This window comes from Arsenicicoccus sp. UBA7492 (genome assembly GCF_002479615.1).
Taxonomy (GTDB): Bacteria; Actinomycetota; Actinomycetes; order Actinomycetales; family Dermatophilaceae; genus Arsenicicoccus; species Arsenicicoccus bolidensis.
In genome coordinates, this window is record NZ_DLOE01000028.1 from 56,465 (window position 1) to 74,694 (window position 18,230).

Consider the following 18,230-nt stretch of genomic DNA (forward strand, 5'->3'; position numbering starts at 1 on the left):
CCGCGACGCCCCCGCCGATCACCCCGGCCGCCAAGGGCGACCTCGCGGGCATCACCGTCGGCGGCACGCCCGCCAAGCCGTCGCTCAAGGTCGACAAGGCGCCCTTCACGACCAAGGAGACGACCACCAAGGTCGTCACCGAGGGCACCGGCCAGGTCGTCAAGAAGACCGACATGGTGGTCGCCAACGCGCTGTTCGTCTCCGGCAAGACCGGCAAGACGCTCGAGGACACCTTCGCCGCCAACCAGCCCCAGCAGATCCCCGTCAACCAGTGGATCCCCGGCGTCGCCAAGGGCATGCTCGGCCAGAAGGTCGGCAGCCGCATGCTGATCGCCATGGCTCCCGCCGACGCAGCGACCCTCATCGCCCAGGGCAACCCCCAGTCCGGCCTCGCCGCCGACGAGACGCTGGTGGCCTACGTCGAGATCCAGAAGGTCGGCTTCAAGGGCGAGGCCTGCAAGGTCGTCACCAGCAAGGAGGGCCTGCCCGAGGTCACCGCCGCCGACGGCAAGGCAGCCACCATGAAGCCCACCACGGCCGCCGCGCCCAAGCAGGCCACGGCCTACGTCCTCAAGGAGGGCACCGGCCCGGTCGTCAATGCCGGCCAGACGCTGTCCTCGCACTACACCGGCATGCTCTGGACCAACGGCACCAAGTTCGACTCGAGCTATGACCACGGCGCCGAGCCCACGCCGTTCCCGATCGGCGTCGGCCAGGTCATCCCCGCCTGGGACAAGTGCCTCACCGGTCAGAAGGTCGGCAGCCGCGTCCTCGTCGTCGCCCCGCCGGCCGAGGCCTACGGCGCCAAGGCCCAGGACAAGATCCCGGCCAACTCGACGCTCGTCTTCGTCGTCGACCTCGTCAAGGCCCAGTAGCCGGACCAGCACCACCCGTCATCGCGTCCCCCCGAGCCACCAGGAGGCACCATGCCGTTCGACCCCACCACCACCAAGCCCGAGATCGACTTCCCGGGCGACCAGCCGCCCGCCGACCTCGTCATCGAGGAGGTCTGGGAGGGTGACGGCGCCGAGGCCAAGCCCGGCAACGTCGTCAGCACCCACTACGTCGGCGTGGCCTACTCCACCGGCGAGGAGTTCGACGCCTCGTGGAACCGCGGCGCGCCCCTGGACTTCCAGGTCGGCGTCGGCCAGGTCATCCAGGGCTGGGACCAGGGCCTGCTCGGGATGCGTGAGGGTGGCCGGCGCAAGCTGACCATCCCGTCGCACCTCGCGTATGGCGACCGCGGCGCCGGCGGCGTCATCAAGCCCGGCGAGAGCCTGATCTTCGTCGTGGACCTCGTCGCCGTCCGCTAGGTCTCGCTGCACCCCAAGATCGTGAGGGTTTGGTCCAAGAATCGGACCAAACCCTCACGATCTTCGTGGTTGGGGGTTGGGGAGGGGCCGGGAGGCTCAGGCCTGGGAGGCCCAGCCCTGCAGGGCGGCGATGATCCGCGGGCGCAGGTCGGCCGGGGCCACGACCTCGTCGACCGAGCCGACCTCGACGGCGCGGTGGATGCTGTGGACCGCGTCGAACTCCGAGGCGACCTCGCCGAGCTTCTCGGCGCGGACGTCGCGCCGCGTCTCGACGAGCTGGGCGGCCAGGTCGGCGTGCTCCTCGCCGGTGGCGGCCGACAACCGCTGCTCGAGCTCGGCGACCCGCGGGTCCTTGGCCGCGCGCGCGTCCACGTCGCGGCTGAACACCACCGCGGCCGCCGGCGCACCGCCGAGCACCGAGGCGTAGGACCCCTCGACGGCCAGCACCCGCATCTGCGGGTTGAGGGCCTTGGAGAACACGACGAACGCCCCGCCGTGGTAGCGCGAGATGACGCAGAACACGATCGGCCCGTCGAAGTTGACGATGGCGCGGCCGATCTCGGCGCCGTACTCGAGCTGCAGGTTGCGCAGCGACTCCGGCGAGCCGTCGAAGCCCGACAGGTTGGCCAGGACGACGACCGGGCGGTTGCCGCTGGCGCCGTTGATCGCCCGGGCGACCTTCTTGGACGACCGGGGGAACAACGTGCCGGCGGTGTAGGTGTCGGGGCCGTCGGTGGGAGGGAAGCCGCGGCGCGGGACGGCCTTGGACTCGATGCCCACCAGGCAGACCGGGATGCCGCCGAGGCGCGCGTCGTAGACCACGGAGGTCTCGGCGTCCGCCATCCCGGCCCAGCGCTCGAGCGTCGCGTGGTCCTGGTCGGCCACGGCCGCCATCACCGTGCGGATGTCGAACGGCTTCTTGCGGTCCGGGTTGGTGGCGGGGGAGAAGATGTCGCCGACCGTCGTGAACCCGGAGTCGATCGGGTCGTGCGGATAGGTCGTGACGTCGCGGTCGACCGGGTCGGTGGTCGCGGCGACGCGCGGACCGCTCTCGCCGGGGGCGACGTAGGCGTGGTCGTAGTGCGTCATGAGGATGCCGAGCGCGCCGGCGAGGTCGGGCGCCCAGTACTGCGCCTGGCCGTTGGGGCCCATGATCCGGTCGTAGCCGCCGATGCCGTAGTTGTCTTCGGCCGAGACGCCGCCGGAGAAGTCCAGGGACTGCTTGCCGGTCAGCACCATCGCGCTGTCCGGGGTCATGACGAGGATGCCCTTGGTGTGCATCAGCATCGTCGCCTCGGCGTTCCAGTACGGCTGCGCGCCGACGTTGATGCCGGCGACGACGACGTTGATCTCGCCGCCCGCCTGGGTGAACTCGACGATGCGCTTGAGCGCGCGGGCCACCCAGTCCATGTTCTCCGTGCCGGAGTCCATCGAGATGCGGGCGCCGGCGGACAGGGCGAACCACTCGACGGGCACGCCCATCGACTCGGCCAGGTCGAGCGCGGCGATGATGCGCATGCACTCCGCCTCGGAGACCGCACCGAGGGCCCGCAGCGGGTCGCCGCACAGCAGGACCCGCTTGACCCCCTCGGGGTGGCGCGTGGTGGGGGTCGAGATGACGCCGACGATGATGCCCGCGCGGTTGAGGCCGTAGGGACGGTCGACCGGCACCAGCGCACCGGAGTCGTCGAGGTCGTGCTCGGTCGCGGTGCCGCCGGGCCCCGCGATCAGCGACTGCAGCTCGTAGGGGTAGGCCATGCCACGACGGCGTGCGGTGACGACCTTGCGGGAGTAGTCGTCCAGCGGCTTGAGCCGCTCCTCGGGCGGCCCCTCGATGGAAGTGACGACCCCGGACCCCGGCTGGTAGTGGAAGCGCGCGGCCATCGGCATGGTCTCGCCGCCACCACCGGGCAGCGCCACGGTGCCGTCCAGGAGCACCTCCTCGACGCCGGCGCCGGCCGTCATCGGGGCGATCGTGCGCTTGAGGGTCGTCAGCTCCTCGACGTCACCCTCGATGGTCGGCCAGACGTGGACCCACACGTGGTTCATGTCGAGCCGGGTCCCGGCGGGGCCGCTGCTCGTGCGGGCCCGGCGGATCGCGTCCAGGCAGCCGGCGATGGCCCGCTCGACGTGCGGCAGCCCGGTGACCCGGCCCTGCTCGTCACGGACCACGGCGAGCTGTCGCACCTGCGCCATGGCCACGAGGCGCACGTCGGTGTCGTTGCCCCGCGCGACGCAGCGATAGAGCAGGACGTCCTCGGGCGCCTCGAGGCGGGTCACGTCGAACTCCGTGAGGCGCCACAGGTTGAGCCGTCGCCCGACCATCGGGTGCACGCCGCGGACGAGCTCGTCCTCGACGACCGACCCGGCTGAGCCATCCGTGACGGCAGCGCCGGCAGGATCGTTGTCGGCGGGACGGAAGGTCAGGTAGCGGACCGGCTCCTCGCCGTCGCTGCACACGCCGACCGCGACGCGACGAACCCCGCGGCCGAGGTCGAGCCCGGAGAGCCGCTGCACGAGCTCGGCCGAGAGCTCGTCGAGCGAGGCCGGCGCGTCGTCCCAGAGCAGGTAGAGGTCGACGACGCTCTGCTGACCGGCACCGGCCTCGGCGACCTCGGAGGCGATGTCCTGGACCAGGTCCGAGCCGGGACGCAGGTCGTCGACCCGCCCGATCGTGGAGACCAGGTGGGTCGGCCGGTCGTCGATGGTGTAGTCCGCGACGACCAGCGGACGCCCGTCGATGCGGATCTCGCGGAAGTCGCGCATGTCGTGGCCTCGGTAGTGGCGCTGGGCCAGCACCGTCAGCATCGGCTCGGAGGACGGCAGCTCGGGGCCGGACAGCCGCTGGGCGAGGAAGCGGGCGATCCGCTCGGGGATGCGCACCAGCGCATCGATGTGCTCGTCACGCTCCGGGCCCTCCGGGAGCTCGGCGATGCGGGCGATCTCGTCGGCCACGCCCCCGAGCACGCCCTGGCGCTCGGCGTCCACCAGGGGCTGGTCGAACCACCGGAAGCGCACGCTGCGGGCCAGGTCCCCGACGACGGGGATGCGCAGCTGGGTGGCGCGCACGAGGTGGTCGAGGGCTGCGCGGGCGCGGGTGTCCCCGGGTGCCTCGGGCACCGGATCGGTGAGCCACCGCCGCAGCAGCGCGGTCACGACCTGCAGGTCGGGGGTCGACCGCTGCTGCGCGATGAAGACGCGGAAGACGGCCTGCTCGAGCTCGTCCCCGTGCTCCAGGTCGGTGACGCCGTAGCGACGCAGGACGGCCCCGAGGCGCTCCTGGAAGTCCTCGGGCAGGCCGGCCCGGACCGGGTCCAGGCTCTGCAGATAGGTGTGAAAGTGCTCGCGGGGGCTGTGGATGCGGTTCTCGAGGTGCAGGTCGTCGCCCGCGGGACGGTTGCGGGACAGCTCGGCCAGGTCGGCGAAGGCCTCGAGCAGCTCGACCTCCGCGGCCACCGGGCTCTCGCCCCGGGTCGCCTCCTCGTCGCGGACCGCAAGGTATGACGCCAGCACCCGCCCCTCGTCGCGGGCGTCCACGTCGTAGCCGAGGATCAGCGCGAGCAGGTCGCCGCGCAGCCGGCTCGCGCGACGGTGCGGGTCGGCCCCGCCACTGGCTCTCGCGTCGACCGTGCTGCTGTCGACGTCAACGTCGGGCAGGTCCAGGTCCACGCCCGGCAGCTCCTCCGCGGCGGCCTCGTCGCCGTCGCCGACGGGCTCGAGGCGCACGAGCGGGGTGCCGGTCTCGACCTGGCTGCCGGCGGACACGAGCAGCTCCCTGACCCGGGCGGCGAACGGCGCGGGCAGGACGGTCTCCATCTTCATCGACTCGAGCACCAGCACGGGCGCGCCCGCGGCGACCTCGTCGCCCACCGACACCGGGGTGGCGACGACCAGCGCCGGGGTGGGGGAGCGCAGCACGCCGCCCTCGTCGAGGCTGATCCGGTGGGTGACCCCGTCGACCTCGACGAGCTGGATGGTGCCGTGCGAGGCGGTGATCAGCCGGTGCTCGCGGCCGCTGACGGTGATGCGGGCGGCGTAGTCGTCGATGCGGTCGAGCTCGGCCTCGACGGCGTGCTCGCCGGCGGGGGAGGTGACGGTGACGCGGAACCGGTGCGGCGCCACGCGCGACACGGTCAGCGTGTAGGCCGTGCCGCGCAGCGTGAGCTCGACCTTGCGCCCCGGGGCGTGCTGCAGCTGGGGGCGGCCGCCGCGCGCCGTCTCGAGCAGGCGAGCGCGGGCGATCGCCTCGTCGGCCTCGTAGGCCTGGATCCCGGCCGCCACCAGGGCGACCCCGGCGTGACGGTGGCTGCTGAGCCGGCCCTCGCCGCGGACCCGGTCGATCCAGCCGGTGTCGGCGCTGCCGTCGATCACCTCGGGGGCGTCGAGCAGCTCGAGGACGAAGCTCTTGTTGGTGGCGCCGCCCTCGATGACGACGGTGGTCTCCTGCATGGCGCGGCGCAGGCGGGCGAGAGCCTCGTCCCGGTCGCGGCCGGAGGCGATGATCTTGGCGATCATCGAGTCGAAGTCGGCGGGGATCGTGTCGCCCTCGGCGACACCCGTGTCGACGCGGATGCCGGGGCCCGCCGGCAGCTCGAGCAGGGCGATGCGGCCCGGTGACGGCGCGAAGTCGCGGTCGGGGTCCTCGGCGTTGAGGCGGGCCTCGACGGCGTGGCCGCTCTCGACGGGCCGCTCGCCCTCGAGCCGACCGCCGGACGCGACGTGGATCTGCAGGCGCACCAGGTCGGTCGCGGTGGTGACCTCGGTGATGGAGTGCTCGACCTGCAGGCGGGTGTTGACCTCGAGGAAGGCGAAGAAGCGCTCGGTGGGGTGGTAGAGGAACTCGACGGTCCCGGCGCCGCAGTAGCCGACCGCGACGGCGAGGCGCTCGGCGCTGGCCTTGAGCTCGGCGACCTCGTCGGGGGAGAGGACGGGGGAGGCCGACTCCTCGATGACCTTCTGGTTGCGGCGCTGCACCGAGCAGTCGCGGACGCCGAGCGCCCAGGCCGTGCCGTGCGAGTCGGCGATGACCTGCACCTCGACGTGCCGCGCGCCGGTGACGAGCCGCTCCAGGAAGACGACGCCGGAGCCGAACGCGCGGGCCGCCTCGTCGCGGGTGCGCTCGTAGGCATCGGCCAGCTCGGCGTCGGAGGAGACCTTGCGGATGCCGCGCCCACCACCGCCGGCGGTGGCCTTGAGCATGAGGGGGTAGCCGATCTCCTGGGCGGCGGCCACGGCGTCCTCGAGGGTGTCGACGCCGCCGCGGCTCCACGCCGCGACCGGCACGCCGACCTGCTCGGCGATGAGCTTGGAGCCGATCTTGTCGCCGAGCTGACGCATGGCCTCGGGGTTCGGCCCGATGAAGGTCACCCCGATCCGCGCGCACAGGTCGGCGAAGGCCGGGTCCTCGGCGACGAAGCCCCACCCGACCCAGGCGGCGTCCGCGCCCGTCTCCAGCAGGGCGCGCTCGAGCACCGCGTGGTCGAGATAGGGCCGGTCGGCGGCGGGTCCGAGGTCGTAGGACCGGTCCGCCTCCCGCACGAACATCGCCCGGCGCTCGCCCGTCGTGTGCAGGGCCACCGTCTCGATCCTCGGCTCGGCGGACCCGGGTCCGCGGGACGCGTTGAGGTCGCGGACCGCATGGATGAGGCGCATGGCGGCCTCGCCACGGTTGACGATGGCGATGCGGGTGAACATCAGACGGCTACCTCCGAGCGGCACGGTGTGGCAGAGGCCACGCATTCTCCCGGAGGCTAGTCACTGTGGGGGGTTACTCGCGCGTCGGGATGCGCGTGGCGGCGTGGCGACCTGCGACCGCGGCGGCCAGGAAGGACGCCCGGTCGTCCTGCAGACCGCGCCCCATGGTGCTCAGCCGGACGGGTGACGTGGCCAGGGCGGCGTCGAGCCGGTCGGTCGGGACGTCGACCGGCGTGAGCCGCCCGCCCGAGCCCGCGCACAGCTCGTGCGCCTGGCGGCGCACCTCGCGACCGGTCTCGGTGTCCTCCTGGGGGATCGGCACTTCCGCGGGCACCAGGGCGACCCGGCCGTATGCCGTCACGCTGTGATGGCTGACGCCGCGATGCCGCGGGCGCGGGTCGGCCTCGGACACCCGCAGCGAGGCCACCGCGACGCCGCCGAGCGTGTGGGCGGCGTTGACCGCCTCGCCCGCGCTGGTCCCCGAGAAGCCCCAGCGGGTGCCGGTGCCGAGGTTGCCCGGGCCCTGCGCGACCACGGCGACGTCGGCACCGACCACGAGCCGCGCGGCGAGCAGCCCGGTGTGGACGTTGACGGCCTCCAGGTCCCCGCCGTAGGCCTGGCCCACCGTGATGCAGGACGCCAGCCAACCCGCCTCGCGCAGCCCCGCGACCGTCCGGCTGAACCGTGCGGGCAGGGCGCCGCCGTCCGTCATGACATAGGCGACGACCGCGTCCGGCTGCTCGGCCCGCAGGCCGGCCAGGACGGCGGGCACCGCGGAGTGCAGGTCGGCCGTGACCACCGGCATCCCGTCGATCGAGTCGGCGTCCGCGAGCAGCGCGTGGTGCGGGCTCTCCTGCTCGTCGACGCCGAGCACCATGGCCTGCAGCGGCGTGTAGCGGGCCTTGACGACGTGCCCGGGCCCCGGGGGCGGGTCTGCCGGCATACGGTCCGGGTCGGCGACCACGAGGGCCAGGCCGCCGGTGCCGAGGCCGCGCTCGAGCGCGGAGACGTTGAGCAGGACGGTGTCGCCCACCTGCGGGCGGCCCACGAGGTCGACGTAGGCGAGGGCCCGACACGCGGTGCCGGAGGCGGCCTCCCCAGCCCCCTCCTCGAACACAGTTACGGCATACTCGACTGCGCCGGGCCACTCGGCCCGGACGGCGTCGACTCGGGCGCTGCGCCAGCGGATCACGGCGCCAGACTAGTGGCCGGACCATCGAAGGGAGGGGCACGACGTGGCTCCTGCGCGGACCCCCATCAGCTCCGCCAAGACCGAGCGGCTGCTCAACCTGGTCATCTGCCTGCTCTACACCCGGCGCGCGCTGCCCAAGTCCAAGATCCGCGAGGCCGTCCCGCAGTACGGCGCGGCGCTGTCCGAGGACGCCTTCAACCGGATGTTCGAGCGCGACAAGGACGAGCTGCGCGAGCTCGGGATCCCGCTCGTCACCGAGGACATCGACCCGCTCTTCGACAACGAGGAGGGCTACCGCATCGACCGGCGCGAGTACGCCCTGCCCGAGGTCGCCTTCGAGCCCGACGAGATCGCGGTGCTCGGGCTCGCCAGCCGCACCTGGGCGCAGGCGTCGCTGGCCGGGCCCGCCGCCCGCGCGCTGCGCAAGCTCGAGGCGGCCGGCGTGGAGCGCGACGACTCCTCGGTGATCGGGCTAGAGCCGCGCGTCCGCACCGCCGAGCCCGCCTTCGCCCGCGCCAAGGACGCCGTCCTTCAGCGACGCCCGATCCGCTTCGACTACCGGCGCTCGGGGACCGGCGCGCTCACCACCCGCCACGTCCAGCCGTGGGGGATCGCGGCGTGGCACGGCCGGTGGTACCTCACGGGCTTCGACACCGACCGCGACGCACCCCGCGTGTTCCGCCTCGGGCGGGTCGAGGGACCCATCGCCTGGGCCGGCAAGGCCGGGTCGTATGCCGTGCCCGCCGACCACGACCCGCTGGGGTCCATCCGGGCCCAGGCCTCCGAGCGCCCCGCGGTCACGGCGACGCTGCGCGTCCGCCAGGGCGCGGGGCACGCGCTGCGCCGCCGCGCCGGGCAGACCGGCCCGAGTAGTGGTGCCGGTGGTGCTGGTGGTGGCGAGGCCGGGACCGGCATGACTGGCGGGTGGGACGAGATCGAGCTGCCGTGCACCGACACGGAGCGGCTCGCCGACGAGCTCGCGGGCTATGCGGCGGACGTCGAGGCGCTGGCGCCCGCCGAGCTCCGCGAGGCCGTCATACGCAGACTGACCGGGGCGCTGGAGGCGAGCCGATGAGCGCCAGGGATCCCCGCGGCAGCGTGGACATGAACGAGTCGGCGACGGCGCGGCTCAGCCGCCTGCTCACGATGGTGCCGTGGCTGCTGACCCACCAGGGCGTCGAGATCGACGTCGCCGCAGCGGAGTTCGGCGTGTCCGAGGCCCAGATCGAGGCCGACCTGGCCCTGCTGTTCCTCTGCGGCACGCCCGGCGGCTACCACGACGACCTGATCGACGCGCAGTGGGAGGACGGGCAGGTCTACGTCTCCAACGCCGACACGATCGCCCGCCCGCTGCGGCTCGGGGTCGACGAGGCGCTGTCGCTGATGGTGGGGCTGCGCGCCCTGGCGGCGGTGCCGGGGCTGGGGGAGCGCGACGCCGTCGACCGCGCCCTGGCCAAGCTCGAGGCCGCCACCAGCGAGGTGTCCGGCGTCGCCGCGCAGGCCGCCCAGATCAGCGTCGACATGCGCGTCGAGGCCGAGGGCGGCGGCGCGGAGGGCGAGCGTCTCGAGGGGCGGCTGTCGGCGCTGCGGCAGGCGCTCGCCGGGCGTCGCCGCGTCCACCTCAACTATGTCGTGCCGAGCCGCGACGAGACCACCGAGCGCGACGTCGACCCCATGCGCCTGGTCAACGTCGACGGGCCGTGGTACCTCGAGGCCTGGTGCCACCGGGCGCAGGACGTCCGGCTCTTCCGCCTCGACCGGATCGCCGAGCTGGAGGTCCTCGACGTCGACGGCACCCCGCCGGCCGACGCGCGCCCGCGCGACCTCGACAACGGGATCTTCCGCCCCGACGAGCTGTCGTTGCGCGTCGTCCTCGACCTCGACCAGCAGGCGCGGTGGGTGCGCGACTACTACCCGTGCGAGTCGGCGCAGGAGCGTGACGGCGGTGGGCTGCGCGTGACGATCGCGACGAGCGACACCGCCTGGCTGCGGCGGCTCCTGCTGCGGCTCGGCGGCGCAGCACGCGTCGTCTCGCCGGACGAGCTGCGGGCCGAGGTGCGGGAGGGCGCCGAGGCGGCGCTCGCGCTCTATCGCTGAACCGTGCCCTGCCGGTGGGCGGTCGCCATCCCGGTGACGCCCTGCCGTTGCCGCATGTTCACCGGCGTTGGTCGTCCTCGGGGTTGACACCCGTAGGATGACGGACCAGGACCTCTCGTCCCTCGTAGGCAGACCCACTGGAAGGCTGGTCGACCCCGATGATCCGCAACGCGTTCGAGCCCTGGCACCTGATCATCCTCGTGCTGGTGATCGTCACCGTCTTCGGGTGGAAGCGGCTGCCGGACGCCGCCCGCAGCCTGGGCCGGTCGATGCGCATCTTCAAGTCCGAGGTGTCCGAGATGAAGAACGACGGCGAGCGCGACAGGTCGAGCACCACGGTCGACGACGAGCTGGCCGAGCCGCATCGCACCACCACGACGACCCGCACCACGCAGACGACCCAGCCGGTGCACGGCGCCGCGTCCGGCGCCTCGTCCGCCACGTCCGGCGACGAGTTCGTGGTCATCGACGGCGTGCGCTACCGCCGCGAGCCCGGCGACACCGCACCCCGCGCCTGAGCCGGGCGGTCGCCCAGCGCATGGCCCGCGAGCAGTCGACGCGTCCCGGCATCCGCCGCCGGGGACGCAACCCCGAGGGGCGGATGTCCCTCGGTGACCACCTGCGCGAGTTCCGCAACCGCATCCTCATCGCCGCCCTGGCGGTCGTGCTGGCCTCGATCATCGGCTGGATCTACTACGACCCCCTGGTGTTCCGCCTGCAGGAGCCCCTGCGGATCAGCGCCGCCGCACGGCGCGCCAACGTCATCCTGTCCTTCCCCGACATCACCGGCGCCTTCTCGCTCAAGCTCAAGGTCGCGGTGTTCGTCGGCACGATCGTCGCCAGCCCGGTGTGGTTGTGGCAGATCTGGGCGTTCATCGTCCCGGGGCTGCACAAGCGCGAGAAGCGCACGGCCCTGGCCTTCATCACCGCCGCCGTCCCGCTCTTCCTGCTCGGCTGCTGGGGCGCGCTCTACGCCCTGCCCAAGGCGATCGAGGTGCTGCTCGACTTCACCCCGATCGGCGCGTCCAACATCCTGCAGGCGGACTACTACCTCACCTGGGTCACGCGGTTCATCCTGAGCTTCGGCCTGGCCTTCCTGCTGCCGGTGCTCCTGGTCGCGCTCAACGTCATCCACGTCCTGCCCGCGCACATCATGCTCAAGGGTTGGCGGATCGCGGTCGTCCTCATCTTCACCTTCGCCGCCATGATGACGCCGACCCCGGACCCGTGGACGATGTTCGCGCTGGCCCTGCCCCTGTGCGGTCTCTACTTCGCGGCCTACGGGGTGGCGAGGATCATCGACGGCCGGCGCGCGCGGCGCGAGCCCGACTACAGCGACCTCGCCGACGACGAGGCCAGCCGGCTGTGACGCCGGGCGCCGTCATACGAGGGCCTGTCGGTCCTGTCGCGTAGCCTGCTGGACATGGCGCAGCACCCACATCTGGACACCTTCACCGCGAGCTTCCCGTTCGAGCTCGACGCGTTCCAGCTCGAGGCGTGCGCGGCGGTCGAGGACGGGCACGGGGTCCTGGTGGCCGCCCCCACTGGGGCCGGCAAGACGATCGTGGGGGAGTTCGGCGTCCACCTGGCGCTGGCCACGGGGCGCAAGGCGTTCTACACCACGCCCATCAAGGCGCTGTCCAACCAGAAGTACCACGACCTCGTCGCCCGGCACGGCGCCGACCAGGTCGGGCTGCTCACCGGGGACTCGTCCGTCAACGGCGAGGCCCCCGTGGTCGTCATGACCACCGAGGTCCTGCGCAACATGCTGTATGCCGGGAGCTCGTCGCTGCACGGCCTCGGCGTCGTCGTCATGGACGAGGTCCACTACCTCGCCGACCGGTTCCGCGGCGCCGTGTGGGAGGAGGTCATCATCCACCTGCCCCAGGCGGTGCAGGTGGTCTCGCTGTCGGCGACCGTCTCCAACGCCGAGGAGTTCGGCGCCTGGCTGGGGACCGTGCGCGGGGACACCGCGGTCGTCGTGTCCGAGCACCGGCCGGTGCCGCTGTGGCAGCACATGATGGTCGGGCGCGAGCTGTTCGACCTGTTCGTCGACGACGGCGGCGCCATCCTCGGCAAGGACCGCGACTCCCACAACCGGATCACCGACGAGATCGTCAAGGTCAACCCCGACCTGGTGCAGCGGCTTCAGTCGCTGGAGCGGTCGTCCTACGCCGCCGGGCGCGGCATGCGCAGCACGAGCCGGGCCAACGACCCGTGGGGCTCGCGCGGGCGCGGTCGCGGTCGGGGTGGGCCCGACTCGGAGCGCCCTCGCGGCGGTGGGCCGGGCGGTCAGTACTCAGGTGCGGGCGGGGGTTCCGGTGGCGGCGGGGCGCGGGGCAGCCGACCGGGCGGCGCGGCCTCGCGGGCCGAGGTCATCGCGCGGCTCGACCGCGGCGGGCTGCTGCCGGCCATCACCTTCATCTTCAGCCGGGCGGGCTGCGAGGGCGCGGTCGCCCAGCTGCTCGCCCAGGACGTCCGGCTCGTGCCGCCCGAGGAGGGGCGCCGCATCCGGCGCACGGTCGAGGAGCGGATCGCCGGGGTGGCCGACGAGGACCTCGGCATCCTCGGCTACCACGACTTCGTCGAGGCCCTGAGCCGGGGCTACGCCGCGCACCACGCGGGGATGCTGCCGACCTTCCGCGAGATCGTGGAGGAGCTGTTCACCGCCGGGCGGATCCGCGCGGTGTTCGCCACCGAGACGCTCGCGCTCGGCATCAACATGCCCGCCCGCACCGTCGTGCTGGAGAAGCTCGTCAAGTTCAACGGCGACGCGCACGTCGAGCTCTCCCCGGCGGAGTACACCCAGCTCACGGGCCGCGCCGGGCGCCGCGGGATCGACATCGAGGGGCACGCCGTCGTCGTGTGGTCCCGCGGCATCGACCCGCTGGCCGTGGGCGGCCTCGCCTCCACGCGCACCTACCCGCTCAACTCGTCCTTCCGACCGACCTACAACATGGCCGTCAACCTGGTCGAGCGGGTCGGCCGCAGCGAGGCCCGCGACATCCTCGAGACCTCGTTCGCGCAGTTCCAGGCCGACCGGGCCGTGGTCGGTCTCGCGACCCAGGTGCGGCGCAACGAGGAGGCCCTCGAGGGCTACCACGAGGCGATGACCTGCCACCTCGGCGACTTCGAGGAGTACTCCGCGCTGCGCGAGCAGATCCGCCAGCTCGAGAAGTCCATGGCCCGCGAGCGGTCCTCGTCGCGGCGCGCCGAGATCGAGCAGTCGCTCGAGGACCTGCAGCCCGGGGACGTCATCTCGCTGCGCGAAGGCCGCCACACCGGCATGGCGATCGTCGTCAACGCCAACACCGCGGGGCGCAACAACCCGCCGACCCCGCTCGTGATCAACGCCGACGGCCGGGCGCGACGCCTGACGGTCCACGACGTCGACGCGCCCGTGCGCCCGGTCACGACCCTGCAGCTGCCGCGCAACTTCAACGCCCGCAACACCAAGATGCGCAAGGACCTCGCCTCGACGGTCCGGGCCAAGGTGCCCTACGAGCCACCGCCGCGCGGCAAGGGCCGGCGCCCGGGGTCCGACGGCGAGGGGGGATCGTCCGCGGGGGAGCAGGCGGTCGCCTCGCTGCGCCAGCGGATGAAGTCCCACCCCTGCCACCAGTGCCCCGAGCGCGAGGACCACGCCCGCTGGGCCGAGCGCTACCACCGGCTCGCCCGCGAGACGCACGGGCTGCGCCGCAAGGTCTCCGGCCGCACCAACTCCGTGGCCCGGCAGTTCGACCAGATCTGCGACCTGCTGTCCGAGCTCGGCTACCTCGACCCGGCGGGGGAGTCGGTCACGCCGAGCGGGCAGATGCTGCGACGCCTCTACTCCGAGAAGGACCTCCTGGCCGCCGAGTGCCTCGCGCACGGCGTGTGGCAGCGGCTCGACGGTCCCTCGCTGGCGGCCACCGTGTCGGCCCTCGTCTACGAGCCCCGCCGGGACGAGACCGACCCCAAGCCGCGCACCCCCAACGCCGACGTGGCCGAGGCCTACCAGCAGATGGTGCGGCTGTGGTCGACGATCGCCGACCGCGAGGCCGCCGGCCACCTGCCCGAGACCGGCCAGCCGGACGGGGGCATGCTCTGGTCCGTCCACCGCTGGGCCTCCGGCCAGGCGCTCGAGGTGTGCCTGCGCGACTCCGACATGGCGGCGGGCGACTTCGTGCGGCGGTGCAAGCAGGTCGTGGACCTGCTCGGCCAGATCGCGACCTGCGCCCCGCAGCCCGCCCTCGCCGCCACGGCCCGCGCCGCGATCGACCAGGTGATGCGCGGCGTGGTCGCCGCCGACCGCCTCGACTGACCCGCCGCGGGCAGAGGCATCGACCGGCCTTCGTTCAGCGGGCTGATGGGACGGAGGCCGGCTGATCCGCCTGCCCGACCCGTATGACGCGAGCCCGGTCCGTATGACGCGAGCCCCGCCGGATGGCGCGAGCCCGACCGGATGGTCCGGCACCTCGGGCGGCGTGGCACGGGGCCCGACCCGACCGACCTGCCTAGGCTGAGCGAGTGACAGCCCCGCAGTCGCCCACACCCCGCAGGCCGGCGCTCCGCCTCACCCCGCGTGGCCGGGTCGTCCTCGTGGTCCTCGGCCTCGTGGTCGTGCTCGCGCTGAGCCTGCTCGTCCGCAGCTGCACCGCGAAGCCTGCTGGCACAACGACATCCACCGCAGCCGCCACCGCAGCGGCGGCCGGGACCGCAGCACCCTCCGCGGCGGCCGGCTCGTCCTCGTCGCCTGGGGATAGCCCGTCCTCATCACGTAGGGCCAGCACGTCGACGCCGACGACCACCTCGACCAGCAGCGCCGCCACGACCGGGCCGACGAAGGCCGCGGGCGGCGGCATACGACGCTCGGGAGTCAAGGGCGACGGCACCTGGACGGCGGCACCGACCGCGGTCAAGCCCGCACGTCAGACACCCAGCGTCCACCGGTATGCCGTCAAGGTCGAGGGCGGCACCGGCATCGACGCGGGCGCCGCGGCGCGCGAGATCGCCGGTGTGCTCAACGACCCGCGCGGGTGGATCGGCTACCGGGGCGCGTCCTTCGAGCTGGTGCCGGACGCGACGCAGGCGGAGTTCACGATCTATGTGGCCTCACCGCCGACGACCGACCGCATGTGCCTGCCGCTGCAGACCCTGGGGCGGTGGAGCTGCCGGCACGGCGACGACGTGATCCTCAACTCCGACCGCTGGACCCTGCAGACGCCGACCTTCACCGACGTCGCGACCTACCGCGCGTACATGGTCAACCACGAGGTGGGGCACTTCCTCGGTCACGGGCACCGGCAGTGCGGCGGCAAGGGCGAGGTCGCGCCCGTCATGATGCAGCAGAGCAAGGGTCTGGCCGGCTGCCAGCCCAACGCCTGGCCCACCGCCGGCGAACGCTAGCTCCCGCAGACCGCGCTGGTGGGACCGGCGGGATCCGGGACTCGTGAGTGGGCGCGTATGGCGCCCTCCCGGCAGTCCGAGCAACCAGTTCCGCCCTCTCACCGGAATCGCCCACTCGCGTGCGTGGCGCCCTCCGACGCCGGTGGCGCCCACCAGCACCGGTGGCCTGCTGCAGCGCGCCACCAGGCAGCGCCGTCACCACCCAGACCGGAACCCGCCACCGGGACCAGATCCCACCAACGGCCCGTGGTCGGCAGCTCGTGAGAGGGCAGCTATGGCGCCCTCCCGGCAGTCCGAGCAACCAGTTCCGCCCTCCCACCGGAGTCGCGCAAGCGCCGGAGTCGCGCGGGCGGTGCGAGCGCGGTGCGGTCAGAGGATGTGCAGCGCCGACAGGACGCGGGTGAAGCTCGACGCCACGCCCAGCTCGTCCGCGACCACCGACATCAGCCGCACGTCCGCCACCTCGGTCGGCAGGCGCAGCGAGCCCAGCGTCACCCCGGGCAGCGGCGCGTCGTGCGCGACCCGCACCACGCGGGGCGCGACGTCGAGATAGGCCGACGCCTCCTCGAGCCGGGTGCGGCGGGCGCCCTTGATGGCGGGATCGCCACCGTCGACGGCGGCCCGCAGTGCGGGCAGGTCGCCATACTGCTGGATCAGGGCGGCGGCCGTCTTGTCGCCGATGCCCTGGACGCCCGGGAGGCCGTCGCTGGTGTCGCCGCGCAGCACCGCCATGTCGGCGTAGGCCGCGCCGGTCGGCACCCCGTGCTTGGTCGCGAGATAGGCCTGGTCGATGACGTCGGCGTCGCGCACGCCGCCGCGCGCGGTGTAGAGCACGCGCACCCCGGAGGCGTCGTCGACGAGCTGGAAGAGGTCGCGGTCGCCGGTGACGATGTCGATGGGGAGCTTGCGGCGGTGCCGGTGGACCAGCGTCCCGATGACGTCGTCCGCCTCGTAGCCCGCCGATCCGACCCGCGAGATCCCCAGCGCGGCAAGGGAGTCCACGATGGCCGGCACCTGTGGGGCCAGCGCCTCGGGGGTGTCCTCGGAGTCCGGTGACCCGTCGGCGAGGCGGTGGGTCTTGTAGGTCGGGATGGCCTCCACGCGGAACGCCGGACGCCAGTCCTCGTCCCAGCACGCGGCCAGGTGGGTCGGGGCATAGGTCGTGACGAGCGTCGCCACCATGTCCAGGAAGCCCCGCACCGCGTTGGACGGCGGCGAGTCCGGCGTCTTGCGACGGTCCGGCACGCCGTAGAAGGCGCGGTAGTAGAGAGACGCCGCGTCGAGCAGCATGAGACGAGGGCTCGCGGAGTGGGGAGGCGGCGTCATGGGGTCAGTCTGCCGGATCTCGGCGCCGCCGTCCGGATGCTCGGGGCATCCGGCCGAGAGCCCCTGCGGCCGCTAGTGTTGCGGGATGGAGTCTGTCGACCAGCAGATCGTCGCGCACCTGTCCCGCGACGGCCGCATGTCCTACACCGACCTGGGCAAGGCGACGGGGTTGTCCACGTCGGCCATCCACCAGCGCGTGCGACGGCTCGAGGAGCGCGGGGTCATCACCGGCTATCGCGCGACCATCGACCCGGACTCCGCGGGGTTGCCGCTGGCGGCCTACATCTCGATCGCGCCGCTCGACCCGACCGAGCCGGACGACATCCCCGACCGGCTGCGCGACGTGAGCGCGATCGAGGCGTGCCACTCGGTGGCGGGGGACATGTCCTACCTGCTCAAGGTGCGGGTCGCCACGCCGCACGAGCTGGAGGAGCTGATCGCGCTGGTCCGCTCGCGCGGCAACGTCTCGACGCGCACCACGGTGGTCCTGTCCACCTCCTGGGAGGGTCGGTCGGCCAGCGGTGGCGGTATGCCGGGCCGCTCGGCGGGCGACACGGCGGCCGCGACGGCGACGTCGGGCACCTCGCCCGGTGACCGCGACGACGTCTGCGAGCGATCGGAGCCGTGACCGCGCGGGTGACCGCGACCAGGTCGGCCGGCGCCAGCTCCAGGTCGAAGCCCCTGCGCCCACCGCTGACGAGCACGGTGCTCTGCTCCACGGCGGACTGGTCCAGGACCGTGGGCAGGGCGCGCTTCTGACCGACGGGGCTGATCCCGCCGACGACATAGCCCGAGCTGCGTTCGGCCGCAGCGGGATCCGCCATCACCACCCGCTTGACGCCGAGGGCGTGCGCCAGGGCCTTGAGGTCCAGCTGCCGGTCGACGGGCACGATGCCGACGGCCAGCCCGGACCCCGTGTCGACGAGCAGGGTCTTGAGGACGCGCGCGGGGTCGACGCCCAGCGCCTCGGCCGCCTCGAGCCCGAACGACGCCGCCGGGTCGTGGTGGTAGGCACGCACCTCGTACGCCACGCCCGCCCGGTCCAGGGCGACCGTGGCGGGGGTCCCGGACGAGGCGTGCTTCTTGGCCATGCCCGTCACTGTATGCCGCAGCCGCTCGCCTCCACGCGGTGATCTGCGTGGCGGCGAGCGGCTCCGTCATACGGCCCGAAGACCCGCCGGGGGTAAAGGCATCGACCTGGCGAACGAAGGCCGGTCGAT

The 18,230-nt window shown here is 73.2% G+C and carries 11 protein-coding genes and 2 pseudogenes; 9 read left to right on the forward strand and 4 right to left on the reverse strand.

Annotation, left to right across the window (positions count from 1 at the left end; all coding sequences use genetic code 11):
- Positions 1-875, forward strand: an 875-nt coding sequence (locus B4E97_RS08010; protein WP_286959431.1) for an FKBP-type peptidyl-prolyl cis-trans isomerase, incomplete at its 5' end; no start/stop codon positions are given.
- Between the two features lie 51 nt (positions 876-926).
- Entirely contained in the window at positions 927-1,313 is a 387-nt protein-coding gene (locus B4E97_RS08015) for an FKBP-type peptidyl-prolyl cis-trans isomerase (protein WP_029212388.1), read from the forward strand.
- A 96-nt stretch (positions 1,314-1,409) separates the two neighbouring features.
- On the opposite strand, the gene B4E97_RS08020 is transcribed toward B4E97_RS08015, so the two are convergent.
- Together B4E97_RS08020 and B4E97_RS08025 are read right to left on the reverse strand one after the other, a co-directional pair.
- Positions 1,410-7,007: a carboxyl transferase domain-containing protein gene (locus B4E97_RS08020; protein ID WP_286959433.1), complete on the reverse strand. Its 5,598-nt coding sequence runs from the start codon at positions 7,005-7,007 to the stop codon at positions 1,410-1,412.
- A gap of 73 nt (positions 7,008-7,080) precedes the next feature.
- Positions 7,081-8,199 (reverse strand): DUF3866 family protein, encoded by a 1,119-nt coding sequence (locus tag B4E97_RS08025; protein ID WP_286959434.1) that lies wholly within the window; start codon positions 8,197-8,199, stop codon positions 7,081-7,083.
- A 43-nt stretch (positions 8,200-8,242) separates the two neighbouring features.
- Between B4E97_RS08025 and B4E97_RS08030 the strand changes: the two genes are divergently transcribed.
- From B4E97_RS08030 to B4E97_RS08055, 6 genes are all read left to right on the forward strand, one after another.
- Positions 8,243-9,274 carry a helix-turn-helix transcriptional regulator gene (locus B4E97_RS08030; protein ID WP_029212391.1) on the forward strand — a complete coding sequence of 344 codons (1,032 nt, stop codon included), beginning with the start codon at positions 8,243-8,245 and terminating at the stop codon, positions 9,272-9,274.
- Positions 9,271-10,296 (forward strand): helix-turn-helix transcriptional regulator, encoded by a 1,026-nt coding sequence (locus B4E97_RS08035; RefSeq protein ID WP_205621890.1) that lies wholly within the window; start codon positions 9,271-9,273, stop codon positions 10,294-10,296. Before B4E97_RS08030 ends, B4E97_RS08035 begins: the two co-directional genes overlap by 4 nt.
- 158 nt (positions 10,297-10,454) lie before the next feature.
- Positions 10,455-10,814: a Sec-independent protein translocase subunit TatA gene (tatA, locus tag B4E97_RS08040; RefSeq protein WP_286959435.1), complete on the forward strand. Its 360-nt coding sequence runs from the start codon at positions 10,455-10,457 to the stop codon at positions 10,812-10,814.
- A 20-nt stretch (positions 10,815-10,834) separates the two neighbouring features.
- Positions 10,835-11,665, forward strand: a complete 831-nt coding sequence (gene tatC, locus B4E97_RS08045; protein WP_240483997.1) for a twin-arginine translocase subunit TatC — start codon at positions 10,835-10,837, stop codon at positions 11,663-11,665.
- Positions 11,666-11,719: 54 nt separating this feature from the next.
- Positions 11,720-14,599, forward strand: a complete 2,880-nt coding sequence (locus B4E97_RS08050) for a DEAD/DEAH box helicase (protein WP_029212395.1) — start codon at positions 11,720-11,722, stop codon at positions 14,597-14,599.
- 206 nt (positions 14,600-14,805) lie between these two features.
- Positions 14,806-15,684: a DUF3152 domain-containing protein gene (locus B4E97_RS08055; RefSeq protein ID WP_156911423.1), complete on the forward strand. Its 879-nt coding sequence runs from the start codon at positions 14,806-14,808 to the stop codon at positions 15,682-15,684.
- A 369-nt stretch (positions 15,685-16,053) separates the two neighbouring features.
- Here the strand turns inward: B4E97_RS08055 and B4E97_RS08060 are convergent, their stop codons facing one another.
- Positions 16,054-17,010: a 5'-3' exonuclease gene (locus B4E97_RS08060; protein ID WP_029210655.1), complete on the reverse strand. Its 957-nt coding sequence runs from the start codon at positions 17,008-17,010 to the stop codon at positions 16,054-16,056.
- An 85-nt stretch (positions 17,011-17,095) separates the two neighbouring features.
- Here B4E97_RS08060 and B4E97_RS08065 point away from each other — a divergent pair.
- Positions 17,096-17,521 (forward strand): annotated as a pseudogene (locus B4E97_RS08065) (Lrp/AsnC family transcriptional regulator); the annotation flags it as partial.
- Positions 17,522-17,618: 97 nt separating this feature from the next.
- Here the strand turns inward: B4E97_RS08065 and ybaK are convergent.
- A pseudogene (ybaK, locus tag B4E97_RS08070) lies at positions 17,619-18,101 on the reverse strand (Cys-tRNA(Pro) deacylase); the annotation flags it as partial.
- Positions 18,102-18,230: the final 129 nt, after the last annotated feature.